The 18,053-nt window shown below is 44.5% G+C and carries 16 protein-coding genes, 1 pseudogene and 2 riboswitches; of the genes and pseudogenes, 8 read left to right on the plus strand and 9 right to left on the minus strand.

What is annotated here, in order from left to right; all coding sequences use genetic code 11:
* The 3 genes and pseudogenes from CXF60_RS13290 to CXF60_RS14630 form a co-directional block, all read left to right on the plus strand.
* A pseudogene (locus CXF60_RS13290) lies at positions 1-296 on the plus strand (FMN-binding glutamate synthase family protein); the annotation flags it as partial.
* Positions 297-401: 105 nt separating this feature from the next.
* Positions 402-863 (plus strand): hypothetical protein, encoded by a 462-nt coding sequence (locus CXF60_RS14625; RefSeq protein ID WP_228707143.1) that lies wholly within the window; start codon positions 402-404, stop codon positions 861-863.
* The gene (locus CXF60_RS14630) at positions 844-1,215 is read left to right on the plus strand and encodes a phosphodiester glycosidase family protein (protein ID WP_267284423.1); all 372 of its coding nucleotides are present in this window, start codon (positions 844-846) and stop codon (positions 1,213-1,215) included. The genes CXF60_RS14625 and CXF60_RS14630 overlap by 20 nt, the downstream gene beginning before the upstream one ends.
* A 216-nt stretch (positions 1,216-1,431) precedes the next feature.
* Here CXF60_RS14630 and CXF60_RS13300 read toward each other — a convergent pair whose 3' ends face one another.
* From CXF60_RS13300 to CXF60_RS13320, 5 genes are all read right to left on the minus strand, one after another.
* On the minus strand, positions 1,432-2,628 hold the full coding sequence (locus tag CXF60_RS13300; protein ID WP_102092313.1) for a globin domain-containing protein: 1,197 nt from the start codon (positions 2,626-2,628) through the stop codon (positions 1,432-1,434).
* Between the two features lie 302 nt (positions 2,629-2,930).
* Entirely contained in the window at positions 2,931-4,154 is a 1,224-nt protein-coding gene (locus tag CXF60_RS13305; protein WP_102092314.1) for a vWA domain-containing protein, read from the minus strand.
* A gap of 153 nt (positions 4,155-4,307) precedes the next feature.
* The gene (locus CXF60_RS13310) at positions 4,308-5,171 is read right to left on the minus strand and encodes an AAA family ATPase (RefSeq protein ID WP_102092315.1); all 864 of its coding nucleotides are present in this window, start codon (positions 5,169-5,171) and stop codon (positions 4,308-4,310) included.
* Positions 5,172-5,469: 298 nt separating this feature from the next.
* On the minus strand, positions 5,470-6,066 hold the full coding sequence (locus tag CXF60_RS13315; protein WP_102092316.1) for a hypothetical protein: 597 nt from the start codon (positions 6,064-6,066) through the stop codon (positions 5,470-5,472).
* A gap of 261 nt (positions 6,067-6,327) precedes the next feature.
* Complete coding sequence (locus CXF60_RS13320) at positions 6,328-6,648, minus strand: YcgL domain-containing protein (protein WP_102092317.1); 321 nt, start codon at positions 6,646-6,648, stop codon at positions 6,328-6,330.
* 249 nt (positions 6,649-6,897) lie between these two features.
* Positions 6,898-7,037: riboswitch (glycine riboswitch) on the plus strand.
* A 69-nt stretch (positions 7,038-7,106) separates the two neighbouring features.
* Positions 7,107-7,255, plus strand: a riboswitch (glycine riboswitch).
* 168 nt (positions 7,256-7,423) lie between these two features.
* Between CXF60_RS13320 and gcvT the strand changes: the two genes are divergently transcribed.
* The 5 genes from gcvT (at position 7,424) to CXF60_RS13345 (ending at position 14,063) form a co-directional block, all read left to right on the plus strand.
* Complete coding sequence (gene gcvT / locus CXF60_RS13325; protein WP_102092318.1) at positions 7,424-8,596, plus strand: glycine cleavage system aminomethyltransferase GcvT; 1,173 nt, start codon at positions 7,424-7,426, stop codon at positions 8,594-8,596.
* A gap of 117 nt (positions 8,597-8,713) precedes the next feature.
* Positions 8,714-9,094, plus strand: a complete 381-nt coding sequence (gene gcvH, locus CXF60_RS13330) for a glycine cleavage system protein GcvH (RefSeq protein WP_057760766.1) — start codon at positions 8,714-8,716, stop codon at positions 9,092-9,094.
* Between the two features lie 352 nt (positions 9,095-9,446).
* Entirely contained in the window at positions 9,447-10,205 is a 759-nt protein-coding gene (locus CXF60_RS13335) for a nitroreductase family protein (protein ID WP_102092319.1), read from the plus strand.
* Between the two features lie 64 nt (positions 10,206-10,269).
* Positions 10,270-13,167, plus strand: coding sequence for an aminomethyl-transferring glycine dehydrogenase (gcvP, locus tag CXF60_RS13340; RefSeq protein ID WP_102092320.1), 2,898 nt, complete (start codon positions 10,270-10,272; stop codon positions 13,165-13,167).
* Positions 13,168-13,373: 206 nt separating this feature from the next.
* The gene (locus CXF60_RS13345) at positions 13,374-14,063 is read left to right on the plus strand and encodes an esterase/lipase family protein (RefSeq protein WP_102092321.1); all 690 of its coding nucleotides are present in this window, start codon (positions 13,374-13,376) and stop codon (positions 14,061-14,063) included.
* A 50-nt stretch (positions 14,064-14,113) separates the two neighbouring features.
* Here CXF60_RS13345 and CXF60_RS13350 read toward each other — a convergent pair whose 3' ends face one another.
* The 4 genes from CXF60_RS13350 to CXF60_RS13365 form a co-directional block, all read right to left on the minus strand.
* Positions 14,114-15,454, minus strand: a complete 1,341-nt coding sequence (locus tag CXF60_RS13350) for a ribonuclease D (protein ID WP_228707145.1) — start codon at positions 15,452-15,454, stop codon at positions 14,114-14,116.
* 135 nt (positions 15,455-15,589) lie between these two features.
* Entirely contained in the window at positions 15,590-16,183 is a 594-nt protein-coding gene (gene recR, locus CXF60_RS13355; RefSeq protein ID WP_102092322.1) for a recombination mediator RecR, read from the minus strand.
* A 117-nt stretch (positions 16,184-16,300) separates the two neighbouring features.
* A complete protein-coding gene (locus tag CXF60_RS13360) occupies positions 16,301-16,630 on the minus strand; it encodes a YbaB/EbfC family nucleoid-associated protein (RefSeq protein WP_025651278.1) in 330 nt (109 codons plus the stop codon).
* Between the two features lie 111 nt (positions 16,631-16,741).
* Positions 16,742-18,031: an O-succinylhomoserine sulfhydrylase gene (locus tag CXF60_RS13365; protein ID WP_102092323.1), complete on the minus strand. Its 1,290-nt coding sequence runs from the start codon at positions 18,029-18,031 to the stop codon at positions 16,742-16,744.
* Between the last annotated feature and the right edge of the window lie 22 nt (positions 18,032-18,053).

Raw genomic sequence — 18,053 nt, forward strand, 5'->3', positions numbered from 1 at the left:
AGCTGCTATCTAAGTTTTTCTACTTTACGGATAAGGGCGCATTACTTGATAATAGCGCGCGTGCGGATATTTTCAATCAAATGTGGGTGATGGCCAATCCTGATAGTTTCTTAGCCAACAATGATGCGCTCATTGCTTATAACAAGGACTCGCGTGATAAGGGCAAAGAAACAGGTGCGCCAACAGAACAAAGCGCTGGGTATAATTCTGAGTATTTAACCAACCTTACCGATGGTGGGCGATTAATTGGTAATGTGAATAATACAATACGCGACTTCCCACCTACTAGCGACTGAATCAGCGCCTGAATTGTTGTACTTAAAAACTAGTAATGAAAGTGTAATTAAGCAGTAGATAGCAGCCAAACTTAAATAATTTGTATATGAAAAGACGCGTGATTGATGCCAAGTTCTATTTTTACCATATCCCTATCAACGATAGTGCTCGCGCTAGGCCTGAGCGCCTGCCAGCAGACAAATACCAATGCGGCTAGTAGCGATACCGATAGTTGGTCGTGCCAGACTGAAGACACACCTTTTACTTATAGTGTTTGCCGTGTCGATGCTACTGCGTTAGCGAGCGAGCGGTATTCATTACAACTGTTTTGGCAATCCTCTGATAACAATAAGCCTTTGCTAACCTTTGATACGTTATTGGCCACATTACCAAACAATGAGACCCTCAACTTTGCAATGAATGCAGGCATGTATAATGCACACTATGCGCCGATTGGCTATACCGTCATCGAAGGCAAAGAACTCAAATCGCTAAATACAAAAGAAGGTTGCGGTAATTTTCATCTATTACCTAATGGGGTTATGTGGTGGGACAGAGCTGGCAAACGTGCAAATCACCGAAAGTAATGCGTTAAATGAGCAGCTAAACAATGGTGATGTGCAGCCTTGGTATGCGACGCAATCGGGTCCTATGCTGGTCATCAATGACGAGATACACCCACAGTTCAACCCCAATAGCAGCTCAATAAAACTGCGTAATGGTGTTGGCGTTTGCCGTGATGGCAGCATACAGCTCGTTAATAGCGATGAGCCTGTGTCCTTTTATCAGTTTGCAGAGCTATTTAAGGATGAGTTGGGTTGTTCAAACGCGCTGTTTTTAGACGGTGGTATTGCCTCAGCGTTGTATGCGCCTAGTATCGATAAGCAGGATAAAAAAGAGATGGGCGTGATGATTGGATTGGTTGAAAATAAAGAGTAATGTACCCTGATACTCTTTATTTTCAACTAAGATTAAAAAAGCACTTAGCATGATAATTTCACGCTAAGTGCTTTTTTATAAACGTTTATTTTGAATATTGTAGTCAAAGAACTCAAAAATGGGTACAAGGCAGCCGACTGCAGATTGTACAAATAGTACATCTAAGGAGGATAACGCCGTAGCGGTTTAGTAGTTCACCGACTATATGTTAAAAACTTAACCACCCAAGCTCATCTTAGGGCCAAACGGTTCGTAGTGGACGCTATCGACACCATGATCTAATGCTACTAACCCATCAATCATGCTCTCCATAAACGGCATCGAGCCGCACACATAGATATCGGCAGGCTTAGGCAAGGTAGCAAGCCATGTCTCATCTAACATCTGCCCAGACTCAAAGTAAAATATATGCTTTTCTACGTTCTCAGCCTTTGCGAGGAGTGCCTCTACCTTATCAGAAAAAGCATGATGAGCGATATTTTGACATGCATAAACCCAGATAATAGGTCGTTTCGGATTGGCCAGTACTTGCGCCTCTAACATAGATAGCACAGGTGTCACTCCAACCCCAGCACTCATCAATACCAACGGAATCTCGTTCTGTTGTACCAAATCTTGATTGAGCGCGAAGTCACCAGCTGGTGCTGACAGTAAAACCGTGTCACCCACTTCTAGTTGATCATGCATATAGTTAGAAACCAACCCATGATGCTCATTACGATTATCACGTCGAACAGCAAACTGAATGCCTGCATCAGTACTGGCAGAGTATAAAGAATAATGACGTAAGGCTATATGGTCGCTGTCTTTTGGGTCTGTTTTCACCGTGATGTATTGACCAGCGGTTAAGGTCAATTTGCTCAGGTCAATATCTTGATTACTATCTTCATTGTCGTTCACTGGCACTACTGTAAAGGCTGCGATATCCGTAGCAGCCGCTACCTTTTCGGTCACTTTAAAAGGCGCAAACCCCTGCCACATTGCTTCTTCATACATGCCATGTTCAATCTGGATAAACACGGAGGCGATCTCATCATAAGCTTCTGTCCAAGCGGTAATGATGTCGTCAGTGGCTGCCTCTCCTAGCACTTCTTTTATCGCCCCAATTAGATGTTTGCCAACGATAGGATAATGCTCAGGCAAAATCTGTAAGGCTCTATGTTTATGGCTAATTTGGGTCACTTGTGGCAATAATGTGGCCAACTTATCCAAATGCTTGGCAGCTGCTAGCACGGTCATCGCCAGTGCAGTCTGTTGACGTCCCAATTTTTGATTGGTCTCATTAAAAATATCTAACAGCTCAGGATGCTCATTAAACATATTTTTATAAAACACAGTGGTAATCGCAACGCCATGCTCTTCGAGTACAGGAACAGTTGCGGTGACGATTTCTAACGTTTTTGGTGAGGCCATGTTGTTTCTCTTAGTCATTAACTGCATTGATAAATTGAGATGTTAAAAATAATCCGTCTAAACTGGCAATAATGAGCGGACCTTTTTACAGTGTCATCAAAATTTTTAGCAAATCAATTCAGAATATTGATAACATTCATTTAAAATGAATGTTATCACACTTTACTAGGCATACCAATATACAATCAATACAGAGTTCATTTGCATCAACAAAAAAATAGCCGCTATGTTGTCATAACGGCTGTTTTTATAAAGATCCAAGCTGTGTTAACAGGCTTTATCAATCAGGTTGAATATCAAAATTACCGTGCCATATATTGAGTCATTTCTTCAACACCATGTAGCGTCATCGGATACATCTTATTTTCGAACAGATTTTTAATTTCAACGATGGTCTGCGTATATTGCCAGTAGCTGGGGTTTTCAGGATTGAGCCAAGTGACTTTGTCAAAATGCTCAAGTACACGCTTCAGCCATACGATGCCCGCTTCATTATTCATATACTCTACGCTACCACCGACTGTCATCAGCTCATAAGGCGACATCGATGCATCACCGACGAAGATAACACGATACTCACGGCCATATTTATTGAGCAGCTCAAATGTTGGCATCGGTGCACTATGGCGACGATTGTTGTCCTTCCACACATAGTCATACAAGCAGTTATGAAAATAAAAGAACTCTAAGGTTTTAAATTCATTTTTTGCCGCAGAAAATAGTTTTTCGAGCGCTTCGACATGGATATCCATACTGCCACCCACATCAAACAACATTAGCACTTTGACGCGGTTACGGCGCTCCGCTTGCATATGTATATCGAGCACCCCCTTTTTTGCCGTACGCTTAATCGTCTCATGAATATCTAGCTCGTCAGCACTGCCGGTCCGTGCAAACTGACGCAGATTGCGTAGCGCCATTTGAATTTGGCGAGTACCGAGCTGATTATCGTCATCGAGGTTACGATATTTACGCTGCTCCCAGACTTTTGCTGCGCTACGTTTGCGAGACTCACCACCGACACGCACTCCTTCTGGATGGTCACCATAGGCACCAAATGGCGAAGTGCCGCCCGTTCCTACCCATTTACTACCACCTTGATGACGCTCTTTTTGCTCTTTTAACCGTTCCTCTAACGCCTTCATCAGCTCTTCAAGTGAACCGTACTTTTTTAGTAGGCGTCTTTGTTCTTCAGTCAGATTCTTTGGGTCGAGCTTTAGATCCAGCCATTCTTTGGGCACGTCCGTTAGCTTGGCTAATAGCTCATCCATATCGAGACTATCGACACCTTCAAAATAATCCGCCATGGCTCGATCGAACTTATCAAAATGGCGCTCGTCTTTGACCATGCACAGTCGAATCAGCCGATACATATCTTCGCGGCTAGCAAAAGTAGTCAGTGCTGGATCTTCAGGATGCGACTGCATCATCAGCCCTTTATCTAACGCGGCATTGAGATCGAGCAGCTCGCGCGTACTGACTGGCACGCCGTAAGTACGCAAGGTATAGAATAGTTTGATAAACATAAGAGTCGTATCACTTATTGGCTGATATTATTATCTGGTGATATTGCTGATATCATTAATTGGTACAGTCACAGGTTGAGCGCTTACGTTGACTTTTACATCAGACATTCGATATTGGATATAAAAGGTTAAAGCCAACGCAAGCGGCAAACATTATCGACGCATCATATTGGCAAAACGCTGTAATAAACTCACGTCTGCTTCGTTTTTGAGCAATGCGCCATATAATGGTGGGATAGACTTTTCGCCGCGCAGATTTTCTTCTAGCTCATTCTGAGCCATATCATCAGCAAGTAACAAGGTTAACCAATCGACCAATTCAGACGTTGATGGCGGCTTTTTAAGCCCCTGAATACCACGCAGCTTATAAAAGATATCCAATGCATCATTAACCAGTTTTTCTTGAATATCTGGAAAATGCACTTCGATGATTTGGCGCATGGTTTCTTCTTCTGGGAAGTCAATATAATGGAAGAAGCAACGACGTAAAAACGCATCTGGTAGCTCTTTTTCATTGTTTGAAGTAATAATAACCACTGGACGCTGCGCCGCTGTTATAGTCTCGCCCGTCTCATAAACATAAAAAGACATCTTATCAAGCTCATGTAGCAAATCATTTGGGAACTCGATATCGGCTTTATCAATCTCATCAATCAGTAGTACGCTACGCTCTGTACTGGTAAAAGCGTCCCACAGCTTACCCGGTTTAATATAGTTGGCAATGTCATAGACCTTATCATCACCTAATTGCGAATCCCGCAGGCGTGATACCGCATCATACTCATACAGTCCTTGCTCAGCCTTAGTCGTCGATTTGACGTGCCAAGTAATCAGTGGCATGCCCAAACTTTCAGCAACTTCTTCGGCAAGCAATGTCTTACCTGTGCCAGGCTCACCTTTGATCAGCAATGGCTTTTGTAAAGTCATGGCGGCATTTACGGCCAGTTGCAAATCATCGGTAGCAATATAACTACTGGTACCAGTAAAGTTTTTCTTAGTATTGTCAGCTGTGGTCATAATCAGATCTCGATTGTTGTTATAGATGAGTTGTTATAAATAGATAGGTCTAAAACATGAATGACTAATAAAGAATAAGTTAGTAAAGAATAAATTAGATTAGCACAGCCTGATGCATTGCCAAAATACTCATGCGTTCGCATTTATTAACAATTGTTATGTGCAATGTATAGTGAGCAATTATTTATATGCCTAATAAACAGTCGAGCACAAAAAAAGACACGCAGCGGTGTCTCTTTTTCGGGTATCAAATAAATTCTAAAACAATAGTACTATCTTAATGCCTAGCCTATTTTTATCACTTATCAGACGTATCGCTATCCGTTTTTTTAGCCAATGTACTGTCTTTTTTTAAGCTTACATTAGTGTCAGGCTGGTCGGTTACGGTAGCGCCTTCTGGCAAATAGCTGCCTGTGGTCATTTGCAATGTGGCCTGTGTATCTTCTGCGCTGCGACTACGGGCTTTGTCCAAACTTGATGCAAATGCGCTGCGTATCAGCTGCCATACAAAACCAACGAACAACCCTGCGACCAGTATCACCAATATCGGCAACATATTGGCAACCGCGCCTGCGTAATCTTTCATCATCACAGCATAGACGACGCTAATACTGGCTGGTGCAAGCTCGCTCGGATCACCAAGCGCTGTACCTGGTGCTAGTAATACCGCAAACAGAACCATCCAGCTCATACCGCCCAATGGTTTTGGCAGTACACGAGCAACGAGTATCCATAGCACTAGTACCAAAACAGCACCGCCCAGATAAGCATACATCGGCAAATCAGCGGGCGGGACATCCTTTACCATTTGGCCCCACCAAATGGCAATCTCACCGAGAATGTCACTGATAGACTCTAGCGGTAAGCTATGTAAGATATTTTTTAACCAGTCCATGCGTGTTTATTTACCTGCGTTTATCGCCGGTGACACAATCTGTGTCTAGCGGTATATGTGCGTTCTGTAGAACCAGAATGAGGCCAACTACATAATGAACTTATGCATTATGTAGGCTTATATATGCATTGCGTAGGGTGTCAGTTTATCACGACTCTCTACTCAAATGCATGTGAGCAAGTGTGTTGTAGGTTTTTATCGATGCTATTTTCAAGGTAGCGTCCAGATATGTCCTACCACACTTACTTGCTGACAAATCTATTAATTATAGATGCTGTCCTGCGATTCACGAGCACGCAGCTCTGCTTGACGGCGCATCACGTCTTGCGGCGGCAACTGCACAAAGTAACCTTGAGACTGCAGTTTTGCCAGTACTTCTTCTTTATCAACACGAGCGAGCTTATCTTTAGTCGCCAAATCCAGATGCATGACGAACTTACTACGGCCTAAACCTGCACGGAAATCTTTTGGTAATACGCCAAGCCAGTCTTTGATCTCATCAGTATCGTCAGGATAATCAGGACGCGCAATGTAGATATACATGTCGTCATGTTTTGGAAATTTATAAATATCGCAATGCATAAAAACCACCTATCAGAAACTATGGGCGTAGGTTAGCATATTTCAGGCAAATACCAGTAGTCGCTTTGCGTTTTGCTATGGTAATTTTTGTCAAAACACACAGACAAAACGCTGATATGAGCGATAAAAATATCATTGTAAAACATAACCTATTTGACAGACTTCCCTATCAAAACATTATTTTTGCCAAATTTATTTATTTTAATGGCTTTGATGACTTGTAAAAGCGCTTTGAACCTTTCATAATAAAAGCGTTTTTCAGGAGAGAGTTTATCAGCATCGTTTTTGTATTGAACCCTATTGGTTATACAACTATCGCAATTGCTGGATAACCACCGAAGGCGCATCCACCCTGCCAATCGCTCAGGTAAAAGGACTGAAAAACGCATGTCACTGTTGTTTGATAGTGTTTAGTAATATGACGCTCATAGCGCACTACTTTTTTATCAAACATAAGGCATAACAAATCTGGAGAGTGGTAAGCACGGACGACGTCTTACCCACCGAAGGGGAGAAAATACGCTATCATCGACGATAGGGCTCATACAACTGCCCAAAAATGATGGTTCGTGTTGAAAATCTCAGGTCACAGGACAGATAGGGCTTTTGCTTAAACCGACGTTCAGTGTTGGTTTGGCTTACTGCTTTATCTTTTTTTTCTGTGCTACCCTTGGTTGCAATACTTGCACCCTGCAATGTTGCTTCTCGCTACTATGATACTGCACATCGCTCATTACTCTATCGAGTACGACTGATGTACACATAAGGATTTGTTATGACCGACACTCAAAACGCCAACTCTTCAGCTCCTAAGCGCACGCCTCTTTACCAATCTCATATTGATAGTGAGGGCAAACTGGTCGATTTTTCTGGTTGGGAATTGCCAATTCATTACGGTTCACAAATCGAAGAGCACGAAGCGGTACGCACAGATGCAGGTATGTTTGATGTCTCACATATGGTTGTGACTGATATCAAAGGTGCTGATACCAAAGCATGGCTACAAAAGCTGCTCGCAAACGATGTCAACAAACTCACCACCACTGGTAAAGCGCTATACTCTGGCATGCTCAATGAGCAAGGCGGCGTCATCGATGATTTGATCGTCTACCTGATGAATGCAGAAGAAACTGAGTACCGTATCGTCTCTAACGCGGCCACTCGTGACAAGGACTTAGCACAGTTTAATAAAGTCGCCGAAGGCTTTGATATTACGATTACCGAGCGTCCTGAGCTTGCGATGCTTGCCGTGCAAGGTCCAAATGCTATTGCAAAACTGGCTCAAGCCAAACCAAACTGGGCAGATACCTTAGCAGCACTAAAACCTTTCGTTGGTGCTGACTTGACCGATATCGAAGGCACCGATTGGTTTGTAGCTCGTACCGGCTATACTGGTGAAGATGGCGTCGAAGTCATTATGCATGCCGATGATGCCCCTGCTTTCTTTGAGCAGCTAAAAGCAAATGGCATCAAACCTGCCGGTCTTGGCGCACGTGATACCTTGCGTATGGAAGCAGGCATGAACCTTTATGGCCATGACATGGACGAGACCATCAGCCCTTACGAGTGCAACATGGGCTGGACGCTAGCGCTCAAAGACGACCGCGCCTTTGTCGGTCGTGAAGCATTGGTCAGCAAACGTAAGCAGTCAAAAGAAGACAACACCGCTATGAAGCAAGTGGGCTTGCTATTGACCACGCGCGGCGTATTGCGTGAAGGCATGACAGTGACTATCAATCAAGGCACTGATAACGAGCAAACTGGCATTATCACCAGCGGTACATTCTCCCCTAGCCTAAAAAATTCAATCGCGATTGCTCGTGTACCTACCAGCTTATCAGAAGATGACAGCGTACAAGTCGATCTACGCGGCAAAGGTAAATTCGTCGATGTACGCGTACTAAAGCTACCTTTTGTCCGTAACGGCAAGCAACAGTTTGACTCTTAGGTCTTATAAATTCTATCATTAGAGCGCGTTGTCATTTTGCGCGCAATTATAAAAATGGCAACACGCCTAGCCTCCATTATTTTTGTTAATTAACCTCTATCACTTAGGAGAGAGACCATGAGCAACATCCCAGCAGAGCTAAAATATATTGCTAGTCACGAGTGGCTACGCCTAGAAGACGACGGTACGATCACTGTTGGTATCACTGACCATGCTCAAGATCTATTGGGTGATGTGGTATTCGTTGAGCTACCAGATGTGGGCGATATCATCGCTGTTGATGACGAAATCTCAGTTGTTGAATCAGTAAAAGCGGCTTCTGACGTTTATGCGCCTATTTCAGGTGAAGTGATCGCTATCAATGAAGCACTAGAAGATGATCCTGAAATCATCAACTCTGACCCATACGGCGAAGGTTGGTTCTTCAGAATGAAGCCTGACAATATCGCTGATTACGAAGCACTAATGACTGCTGACGAGTACGAAAGCGACTTATAAGCTAAGCACGTAAGCTAAGCATGCTCTCACAAGATATTAGCATTTGTAAGATGTTAGCTTATACAAAGCACTAGCCCCGACTAAACATCATAGATACTGGCAGCAGTTGGTATCTATACTCTCTATTTAAACGATTTAAATATCTTTCTAATGAAAAGTATTGGCTCATTGACCATGCTTATTATTTGAAAGCAGCTTTATATATAGATCTCCAACAATCATTATCGTCCGATGTTATTGCTCTCAAGCGTTATCTCATTGACTCGTATTGATCACCTATTCGAATCCCAATGAATACGTGCTATCAATAACGACGCAAACTGATAACCCAATTCTCAGCATGGATCCTAATATGAATGCCAACACCGATAATAAAGACCCCATTGCCACACCAAACCATACGCCGCAGCTACAAGCGTTTCGCGATATCGTAGAGTCACGCCGTTCCGTGCGCCGTTTTACTGACACACCTATCCCTGACGACGTATTGGCAGACTGTCTGCGTTTGGCCATGCTAGCACCAAACTCTAGCAACCTACAGCCGTGGGAATTTTATGTTATCGATGATGCTGACAATCGCAAACGCGCCGTCAAAAACTGTATGAATCAAAACGCCGCAAAAACATCAGCCCGTTTGATTGCCATCGTTGCTCGTACTGATGTTTGGCACGATCACGCTAAGCAAGTATTGCGCGAATATCCTGATCAGCCAGTGCCAAAGAAAGTGAAAGACTACTACAACAAAGTCGTCACAATGGACTTTTTGCGCGGCCCAGCCAACGTGGTTTCGGCTGCAAAATGGGGCGCAACGCAAGTGGTCAGACGCGTAAAAGGCCCAATCAAATCGCCTTATTATACCTTTGAAGACACCAAAAACTGGGCAACCAATAACACCGCGCTTGCCGCCGAAAACCTGATGCTAGCATTACGCGCTCATGGTTTTGATAGCTGTCCTATGGGCGGCTTTGATGAGCCTGCCATGAAAGCGTTGCTCAATCTTAGCGACGACCATCATATCGTTATGATGCTTGGCGCAGGCGAGCGCGCTGACAGTGGCGTTTACAACACCCAGTTCCGCTTTGATCAAAAACAGTTTGTGCATTACGTATAACGTACCGCTCACATTATTCCCTTAATTGCTATTTTGTTTATTACTCCCTTAACCAAGGATTGTCATGACTACCTCTCAAAACCCATCGTTTGATACCTTTCAAGGATTGTTCAACGAAGCTGAATTTGTCTATCGCCACTTAGGTTCGAACGAAACCAAGCAAGCTGACCTACTCAGCGCTGTTGGTTATAAAGATATGCAAAGCTTTATCAATGACACTGTGCCTGAGCCAGTACGTCTGCACAAAGAGCTGGATTTGCCAGTGGCGATGAGTGAGCATGCGGCACTTGCCAAACTACGCACGATGGCAGATGACATCACTGTTAACAAAAGCTATATCGGTCAAGGCTACTCTCCGGTTCGTATGCCTGCCGTCATTCAGCGCAACGTCCTTGAAAATCCAGGCTGGTACACCGCCTATACCCCTTATCAAGCTGAAATCGCTCAAGGTCGTCTAGAAGCATTGCTGAACTTCCAACAAGTATGTATTGATCTAACAGGTCTTGAGCTGGCTGGTGCGTCATTGCTTGATGAAGCAACAGCAGCGGCAGAAGCGATGGCGATGTCAAAGCGTGTGAGCAAAAGCAAATCAACGCAGTATTTCGTCGACGAGCGTGTCTATCCGCAAACGCTAGATGTTATCAATACTCGTGCTAAATACTTTGGTTGGGAGGTGGTCGTTGGTGATTTTGAAACGGCTAAATCAGGCGATTATTTTGGTGCGCTATTCCAGTATGTCGGTGCTGAAGGTGACGTTAAAGACTTAACAGACGTCATCGCGGCCGTAAAAGAAAACAAAACTTACGTCAGTGTTGTCAGTGACATCATGAGCTTGGTGTTATTGAAATCACCAGCCGATATGGGTGCTGACGTAGCGCTAGGTAGTACGCAGCGCTTTGGTATACCAATGGGCTTTGGTGGTCCGCATGCCGCTTATTTTGCGTTTTCTGATAAAGCCAAGCGTTCAGCACCTGGTCGTATCATTGGCGTATCAAAAGATGCACAAGGCAATACTGCATTACGTATGGCTCTACAAACGCGTGAGCAGCATATCCGCCGCGAAAAAGCCAACTCAAACATCTGCACCTCACAAGTATTACTAGCTAACCTCGCTGGTATGTACGCGGTATACCATGGTCCAGGCGGCGTGAAGCGTATTGCCACTCGTATTCATGCGTTTGCCACTGCGTTTGCTGATGCTATCACAGAATCTAATGACAGCAGCTTGAGCGTGGTACATGATCAATTCTTCGATACAGTCGTCGTTGATTGTGGTTCAGAGAAGCTTGCTACTCAAATCTTTAAAAATGCAGACAACGTTGGCTATAACTTATGGCGTCTAAGCGACACCAAATTAAGCGTTGCCTTTAGTGAAACCAGCGATCAGCAAGATTTCAACACGTTGACTCAGCTATTCGTCAACAAGTCACACGATCTACCTGAAACAGCTCGCGTCTCTCTAGATAGCGCACACTTGCGTACGGATGACATTTTGACTCATCCAGTATTCAACTCACATCATACCGAGCACGAAATGCTACGCTACCTAAAGTCGCTTGAAGACAAAGATCTAGCGATGAACCGCAGCATGATTTCACTGGGTAGCTGTACCATGAAGCTAAACGCCACCAGTGAGATGCTACCGATTACTTGGCCTGAGTTTGCCAACGTGCATCCTTTTGCACCACGTGATCAAGTTACTGGCTATATCGCGATGATCGATAGCTTGCAAGATCAATTAAAAGCCATTACTGGTTTTGATGATGTCTCTATGCAGCCAAACTCTGGTGCCTCTGGTGAATATGCTGGTCTGTTAGCGATTCGCCGTTATCATGAATCATTGGGCGAAACCAATCGCGATGTTTGCCTGATTCCTATGTCGGCGCACGGTACCAACCCTGCTACTGCCATGATGATGGGTATGCAAGTGGTCGTGGTCAAAACTGATGAAAACGGCAACGTTGATATCGATGATCTAACGGCTAAATGTGAAGAATATAGCGATCGCCTAGGTGCTTTAATGATCACCTATCCGTCGACGCATGGTGTGTTCGAAGAAGGCATCCGTCATATCTGTGATTTGACTCACAAACATGGCGGTCAGGTCTATATGGATGGCGCGAACATGAATGCTCAGGTAGGCATGATGCAGCCTGCAGATGTTGGTGCTGATGTATTGCATATGAACCTGCACAAAACCTTCTGTATCCCGCATGGCGGCGGCGGTCCAGGCATGGGTCCTATCGGTATGAAGGCGCATTTGGCAACGTTTATGGCCAACCATACCTTGAGCCCTGTACACAATGCACAAAAAGACTGCTCAGCAGTATCAGCAGCACCTTACGGTTCAGCGAGCATCTTACCTATCTCATGGATGTATATTGCTATGATGGGCCGTGATGGCTTATTAAAAGCAACGGAGTTGGCATTACTGAACGCCAACTATGTGGCAGCTGAATTAAAAGGTCACTACCCTGTCTTGTATGCAGGCAAAAACGGCCGCGTAGCTCACGAATGTATCATCGATATTCGTCCGTTAAAAGAAGACACTGGCATCACGGAAAGCGATATCGCTAAGCGCTTGATGGATTATGGTTTCCATTCGCCAACGATGAGCTTCCCAGTCGCTGGCACGCTGATGATTGAGCCAACAGAGTCTGAGTCAAAAGAAGAGTTGGATCGCTTTATCAGTGCGCTAAAATCTATCAAAGCTGAAGCCATGAAAGCCAAAGCTGGTGAAGATAACTGGACGCTAGAAGACAACCCATTAGTCAATGCACCGCATACCGCAGCTATGATTACTGGCGAAGAGTGGACGCATCCTTACAGCCGTGAGACTGCTGCATTCCCACTGCCGTACATTCGTGCAAACAAGTTCTGGCCAAGTGTCGCGCGTGTCGATGATGCGTATGGTGATAAGAACTTAATGTGCTCTTGCCCAAGTATCGAAAACTATATGTAATTATCACTTTCGATAGTTATTCTCTGTAGTAAAAAACCTCCAAGTCAGCAGCTGACTTGGAGGTTTTTATTTTGCTGACTTTTTATCTATTATATTAGCAGGTAATATTATAAATAAAATAAACGATAAGAACTCAATGCAATAAAAGCTTATATCAATAATAAGCTATTTACCTTAAATTTCTGAAGCAACCATTGGACACTGCTATGCAACACAAAGCGCCTAAACAAAAAACTCGCGTCATTTTAATACATGGGCTACACCAAACCCCATGGATCATGCGACCATTAGCCAAGCGCCTGCAAGCAGCAGGATTTGATACCCATCAGTATGGCTACCGTAGTATGCGTGATGGTATCAAAACCAATAGCGCTCGCCTAAATAGCTGGCTAGAAACAAACCATCACCCAGATCATCCTATAGATTTGGTCGGGCACAGTTTAGGTGGCTTAATCATTCGTGATTTTGTCGCTCAGTATCCAAAATGGAAAATTGGACGTTGTGTGACTTTAGGAACACCGCATATAGGCAGTGTTTGTGCAGATTATATCTGGCGACTGACTCCTGTTGTCGTAGGTCGCTCGTATGTCGACGCACTCGACGGTACAGTCGCGCCATTGCCCAAAAATGTGACGTTAGGCGTTATCGCTGGCAACCGCCCTCATGGTCTAGGTCAGCTGTTTTTGCAATATCATAATCGCAAACTGCGCAAATCTGATAAGCCACCCCTTAACGAGCAACTTGCACATGACGGGACAGTATATATAGAGGAGACGAAAATAGAGGCAGCAGCTGATCATATTGTCATGCCAGTCTCACATACTGGCATGCTAGTGAACCCAGAGGTCGCCGAGCAGACTCGATACTTTTTAGAGCATGGACTATTTAAACGCTAAGAGCTGTATGAATACTTGAGTGTCAGTTTTCAGTCTTATTAAACGCTGTTTTATTGAACACGAATACCCATGCCCTGCTGCAGTTCGGTTTTATGCTTTTTGATGACTGGAATTAAGGTTTTAACAACCCAGTCGTTACGCCAACCTTTTAGCCCTTGCGGCAGTTCGCTCACGTCTTTATCAAGAGCAACCACTTCATACAATTGCCCTAGCCATTTTTTACGCATCAATACACTGGCAGGTATACCGATTTCGCGCGCATGCTCATCAATCGCTTGCTGAACTGCTTTCGATAATACTTTATTTTTTGAGCGATATGGCGGCACTAGACAATCTGGATGCTCTGTAGGCGGTAGACTCTTGGCATCTCTGATTACTTTCAGCAGCTCTTCGCCATATAGTCGCAGCATACTACGGTGCATGGTTGTTTTGTGTGCCAGCTCGCGCATGCTGTTTGGCTTTTCAGTGACAATTTCACGTACTGCTTGTTTCTTTATCACAAAGGTACGCGGTTGATTGGTCGCACGTGCCAGCTCTTCTCTCCACGTAGCCACTCCTTTGAGTATCGCCATTTGCTGCGAGTTATAGCGGTAATCTGCCATCGTGAGATACATCGCTTCATCTTCGACGTGCTGCGTGTCATACAAATCACTGGCATAAAGCTGACAGTCAGCCCAAACATAATCGTATAAGCCTTGAGCCTTAAGCGCATACTCGATACTGAGATACAGCGCTGGCAAATAACGTACATCATCGATGGCATATTGCTCTTGCTCATCTGTCAACGGACGCTGGAGCCAATCAGACTGACTATGTTCTTTATCGATATGCATATCTAGCTGATCAGCCAGTGCTTGCTGATAGCCCATTTGCAATTGGCCCGTTAGATAAGACAACGCAATTTGCGTATCGAAGATATTGGTCAACGGTGGGCAGCCAGACAACAGATAAAAAATGCCCAAATCTTCGCCGCAAGCATGCCAGATAGCCACATCTACTTTGCGTAGCGCTTCCCACAGTTCAGCCAGTTGTAACTGGGGTGCATCCAGCAAATAAACATGATCGCCAGTATTCAGCTGCACGAGTGCCAAGCGCGGATAATAAGTGTCACGCTTGATAAACTCAGTATCTAAGGCTACGCGTCCGCAAGTCGCTAAGGCATCGATAACCTCATCTAAATCGCCTTGCTTACGTACCCAAGTAATAGCAACGTCATCGGCAATATCCAACAGTGCATCAATATCTAGCACCTCAGCATCTGGAGTATTAGACACTGACTCAGATGAAGTGGCTGCTGACATTGGCTCAATATTAGCGGGTTCTTGTAATGAGCCATCATTGATATCAGAAGCATTTGATTGAGCTGAGGCGTTTGAAACGTTATTGGACACGGGCAGATACCTGCATTAATAGGAGAAAATAAAACGCTAAACCGCGCCTTAATAAAATTAAAAGATAAACAATAATAAAGTAATTATAGCAATTCCAAGAAATGAATTGGGTAAGACTTTGAAGCAATCAAAACATTATAAAAAAGAACGATTTTGCATGGCTTGACCAAGCGTCATACTATCCAGATACTCAAGCTCGCCGCCCATCGGTACCCCTTGTGCCAAACGTGTGACTTTATTGACATGACGACTGACGGCCTCGCTAATAAAATGTGCGGTGGTCTGACCTTCAACCGTCGTACCTGTCGCCAGTATAATCTCTTCAACAGGCTCTTGTTTGACTCGCCATACCAGCTGATCAATATTTAAGTCATCTGCACTGATTCCATCAATTGGGGATAAGTGTCCGCCAAGCACAAAATAGCGACCGCGATAGCCAGCGGTTTGCTCGATTGCCATCACATCTGCTGCTGTCTCGACCACACATAATAGACTGTCATCACGTCTAGGGTCTTGGCATAGAGGACACACCGCTTCATCACTAAAGCTATGACAACGCTGACATTCCACAATATCGCGCATGGCTTCATCTAGTGCTTGGGCAAGCGCCATGCCCTGCGGACGTTTTTTACTAAGCAAATGTAGCGCCATTCGTTGGGCACTTTTTTGACCGACGCCTGGCAATATACGCAGCTGTTTGACCAGCTGATCAAATTTGGCTGTAAGCAAAGTAGCTTCCTTTAGTTGATTTTATTTAACTAAATTTATAAATCGTAGCTATAAAAATGGGGTCGTATCGTGTCGATAACAACCCCATTTTTGTGTTCAGTCTAAAGTATTTAATGCTTAGAACATACCTTGCATACCTGGTGGTAGACCCATACCTGAGGTCGCGCCAGCCATGGTTTCTTCGTATAGCTCATCCGCTTGACGCACCGCATCATTGATAGCAGCAGCGATAAGATCTTCGATCATATCTGGCTCATCTTCTAGCAGACTTGGATCGATGGTCAAACGCTTGACCACATGGCGACCAGTCATGGTGACTTTAACCAGACCACTGCCCGCTTCTGCTTGCACTTCTTTGTTCGCAAGCTCTTTCTTAGCATTTTCAACGTTTGCTTCTACTTTCTTTTGCATCGTTTGTGCTTGTTGCATCAATGCTTGAATGTTCATAGTTGCCTCTTTTGTTATTTATGGTTTGTATTTTATGCTAATGCGTATAGTAATTAATAATTAATAACGTAAAGTTAATGCAATGCGTTAGTGCAGATTATACCGTTATCTTTACAAACTGTCTAAACCACGTGCCAAGTCTTTGATAATATCTTCCACATCTTCTAGACCTACCGATAGACGAATCAGACCGTCTTTAACGCCAGCTTCGGCACGAGCCTCAGCAGTTAGACGGAAATGCGTCGTGGTTGCAGGATGAGTAATCGTGGTTTTAGCATCGCCCAAGTTATTGGTGATAGAGACCATTTGGGTTGAATCAATCACATGCCACGCCGCTTCTTTGGTATCACGGCTATCAGATGCCTTGACTTCGAAGCCCATGATAGCACCGTAGCCATCTTTCATATGATGCTGACGTGTGGCAAGTTCGTGCGCAGGATGGTCACTCAATCCTGAAAAATGTACGGTACTGACATTAGGATGATTGACTAAAAATTCTGCGACTTGATTGGCATTTTGGCAATGCGCTTGCATACGCAATTTGAGCGTCTCAAGCCCCTTGGTAAATACCCAAGCATTGAACGGACTCATGCTGATACCGCCCGAGCGCACTACGGTAAACGCTTCTTGCATCAGTTTATCACTACCGACCAACGCACCGCCTAATACGCGACCCTGACCATCCAAATATTTGGTCGCAGAGTGAATAACCACATCAGCACCCAAGTCTAACGGACGCTGCAATGCTGGCGTTGCAAAGCAGTTGTCAACGACGAGTAATATGTCATTGGCTTTACATAGCTGACTCAGATAACCGATATCGCAAATCTGCGCTAATGGATTACTTGGGCTTTCGCAATAGATGACTTTGGTATTTGGTTGAACGGCATTGGCCCATGCCTCATTGTCGAAGCAATCCACGTAGCTGACTTCAACACCAAACTTGGCCATATAGTTGTTAAACAGACCGATAGATGAGCCAAATAACTGATTGGCAGCGAGCAGATGGTCGCCCGCTTTTAGGTATGCCAAGCACATGGTTAGGATTGCACCCATACCAGAGGCCGTTGCAACCGCACGTTCACCGTTTTCTAGCGCGGCGAGACGACGCTCAAAAGTACGGACGCTTGGGTTGGTATGACGAGAGTAAACGTTTCCTGTCTTTGTACCGTCAAAATGTGCCGCGGCATCAGCGGCTGATTGGTAGACATACGAGCTGGTGGTAAAGATCGGTTCTGAATGCTCGCCCTCATCGGTACGATGCTGACCTGCGCGCACGGCGATGGTTTGCATACCATAATCAAGCCCTAAATCTAAGGCATCATTGCGCCAGTTTGGATCTAATCCATCGTTTAAATGCGTTTGTTTGTGACTCTCATCTTTTGTTTGCGACTGACTCATAGACGTTCCGTTGCTGTGTTTT

The organism is Psychrobacter sp. 4Bb, assembly GCF_002836735.1.
Classification (GTDB): Bacteria; Pseudomonadota; Gammaproteobacteria; order Pseudomonadales; family Moraxellaceae; genus Psychrobacter.

Coding starts and splice junctions, on each gene's coding strand:
- CXF60_RS13305 (WP_102092314.1), bottom strand. CDS start 4,154: ATGTTTATCAAACTATTCTATACCTTGCGTACTTACGGCGTGCCAGTC.
- CXF60_RS13310 (WP_102092315.1), bottom strand. CDS start 5,171: ATGACCACAGCTGACAATACTAAGAAAAACTTTACTGGTACCAGTAGT.
- gcvP (WP_102092320.1), top strand. CDS start 10,270: ATGACTACCTCTCAAAACCCATCGTTTGATACCTTTCAAGGATTGTTC.
- CXF60_RS13320 (WP_102092317.1), bottom strand. CDS start 6,648: ATGCATTGCGATATTTATAAATTTCCAAAACATGACGACATGTATATC.
- CXF60_RS13315 (WP_102092316.1), bottom strand. CDS start 6,066: ATGGACTGGTTAAAAAATATCTTACATAGCTTACCGCTAGAGTCTATC.
- CXF60_RS13345 (WP_102092321.1), top strand. CDS start 13,374: ATGCAACACAAAGCGCCTAAACAAAAAACTCGCGTCATTTTAATACAT.
- gcvH (WP_057760766.1), top strand. CDS start 8,714: ATGAGCAACATCCCAGCAGAGCTAAAATATATTGCTAGTCACGAGTGG.
- CXF60_RS13335 (WP_102092319.1), top strand. CDS start 9,447: ATGAATGCCAACACCGATAATAAAGACCCCATTGCCACACCAAACCAT.
- CXF60_RS13360 (WP_025651278.1), bottom strand. CDS start 16,630: ATGAACATTCAAGCATTGATGCAACAAGCACAAACGATGCAAAAGAAA.
- CXF60_RS13365 (WP_102092323.1), bottom strand. CDS start 18,031: ATGAGTCAGTCGCAAACAAAAGATGAGAGTCACAAACAAACGCATTTA.
- CXF60_RS14625 (WP_228707143.1), top strand. CDS start 402: ATGCCAAGTTCTATTTTTACCATATCCCTATCAACGATAGTGCTCGCG.
- gcvT (WP_102092318.1), top strand. CDS start 7,424: ATGACCGACACTCAAAACGCCAACTCTTCAGCTCCTAAGCGCACGCCT.
- CXF60_RS13300 (WP_102092313.1), bottom strand. CDS start 2,628: ATGGCCTCACCAAAAACGTTAGAAATCGTCACCGCAACTGTTCCTGTA.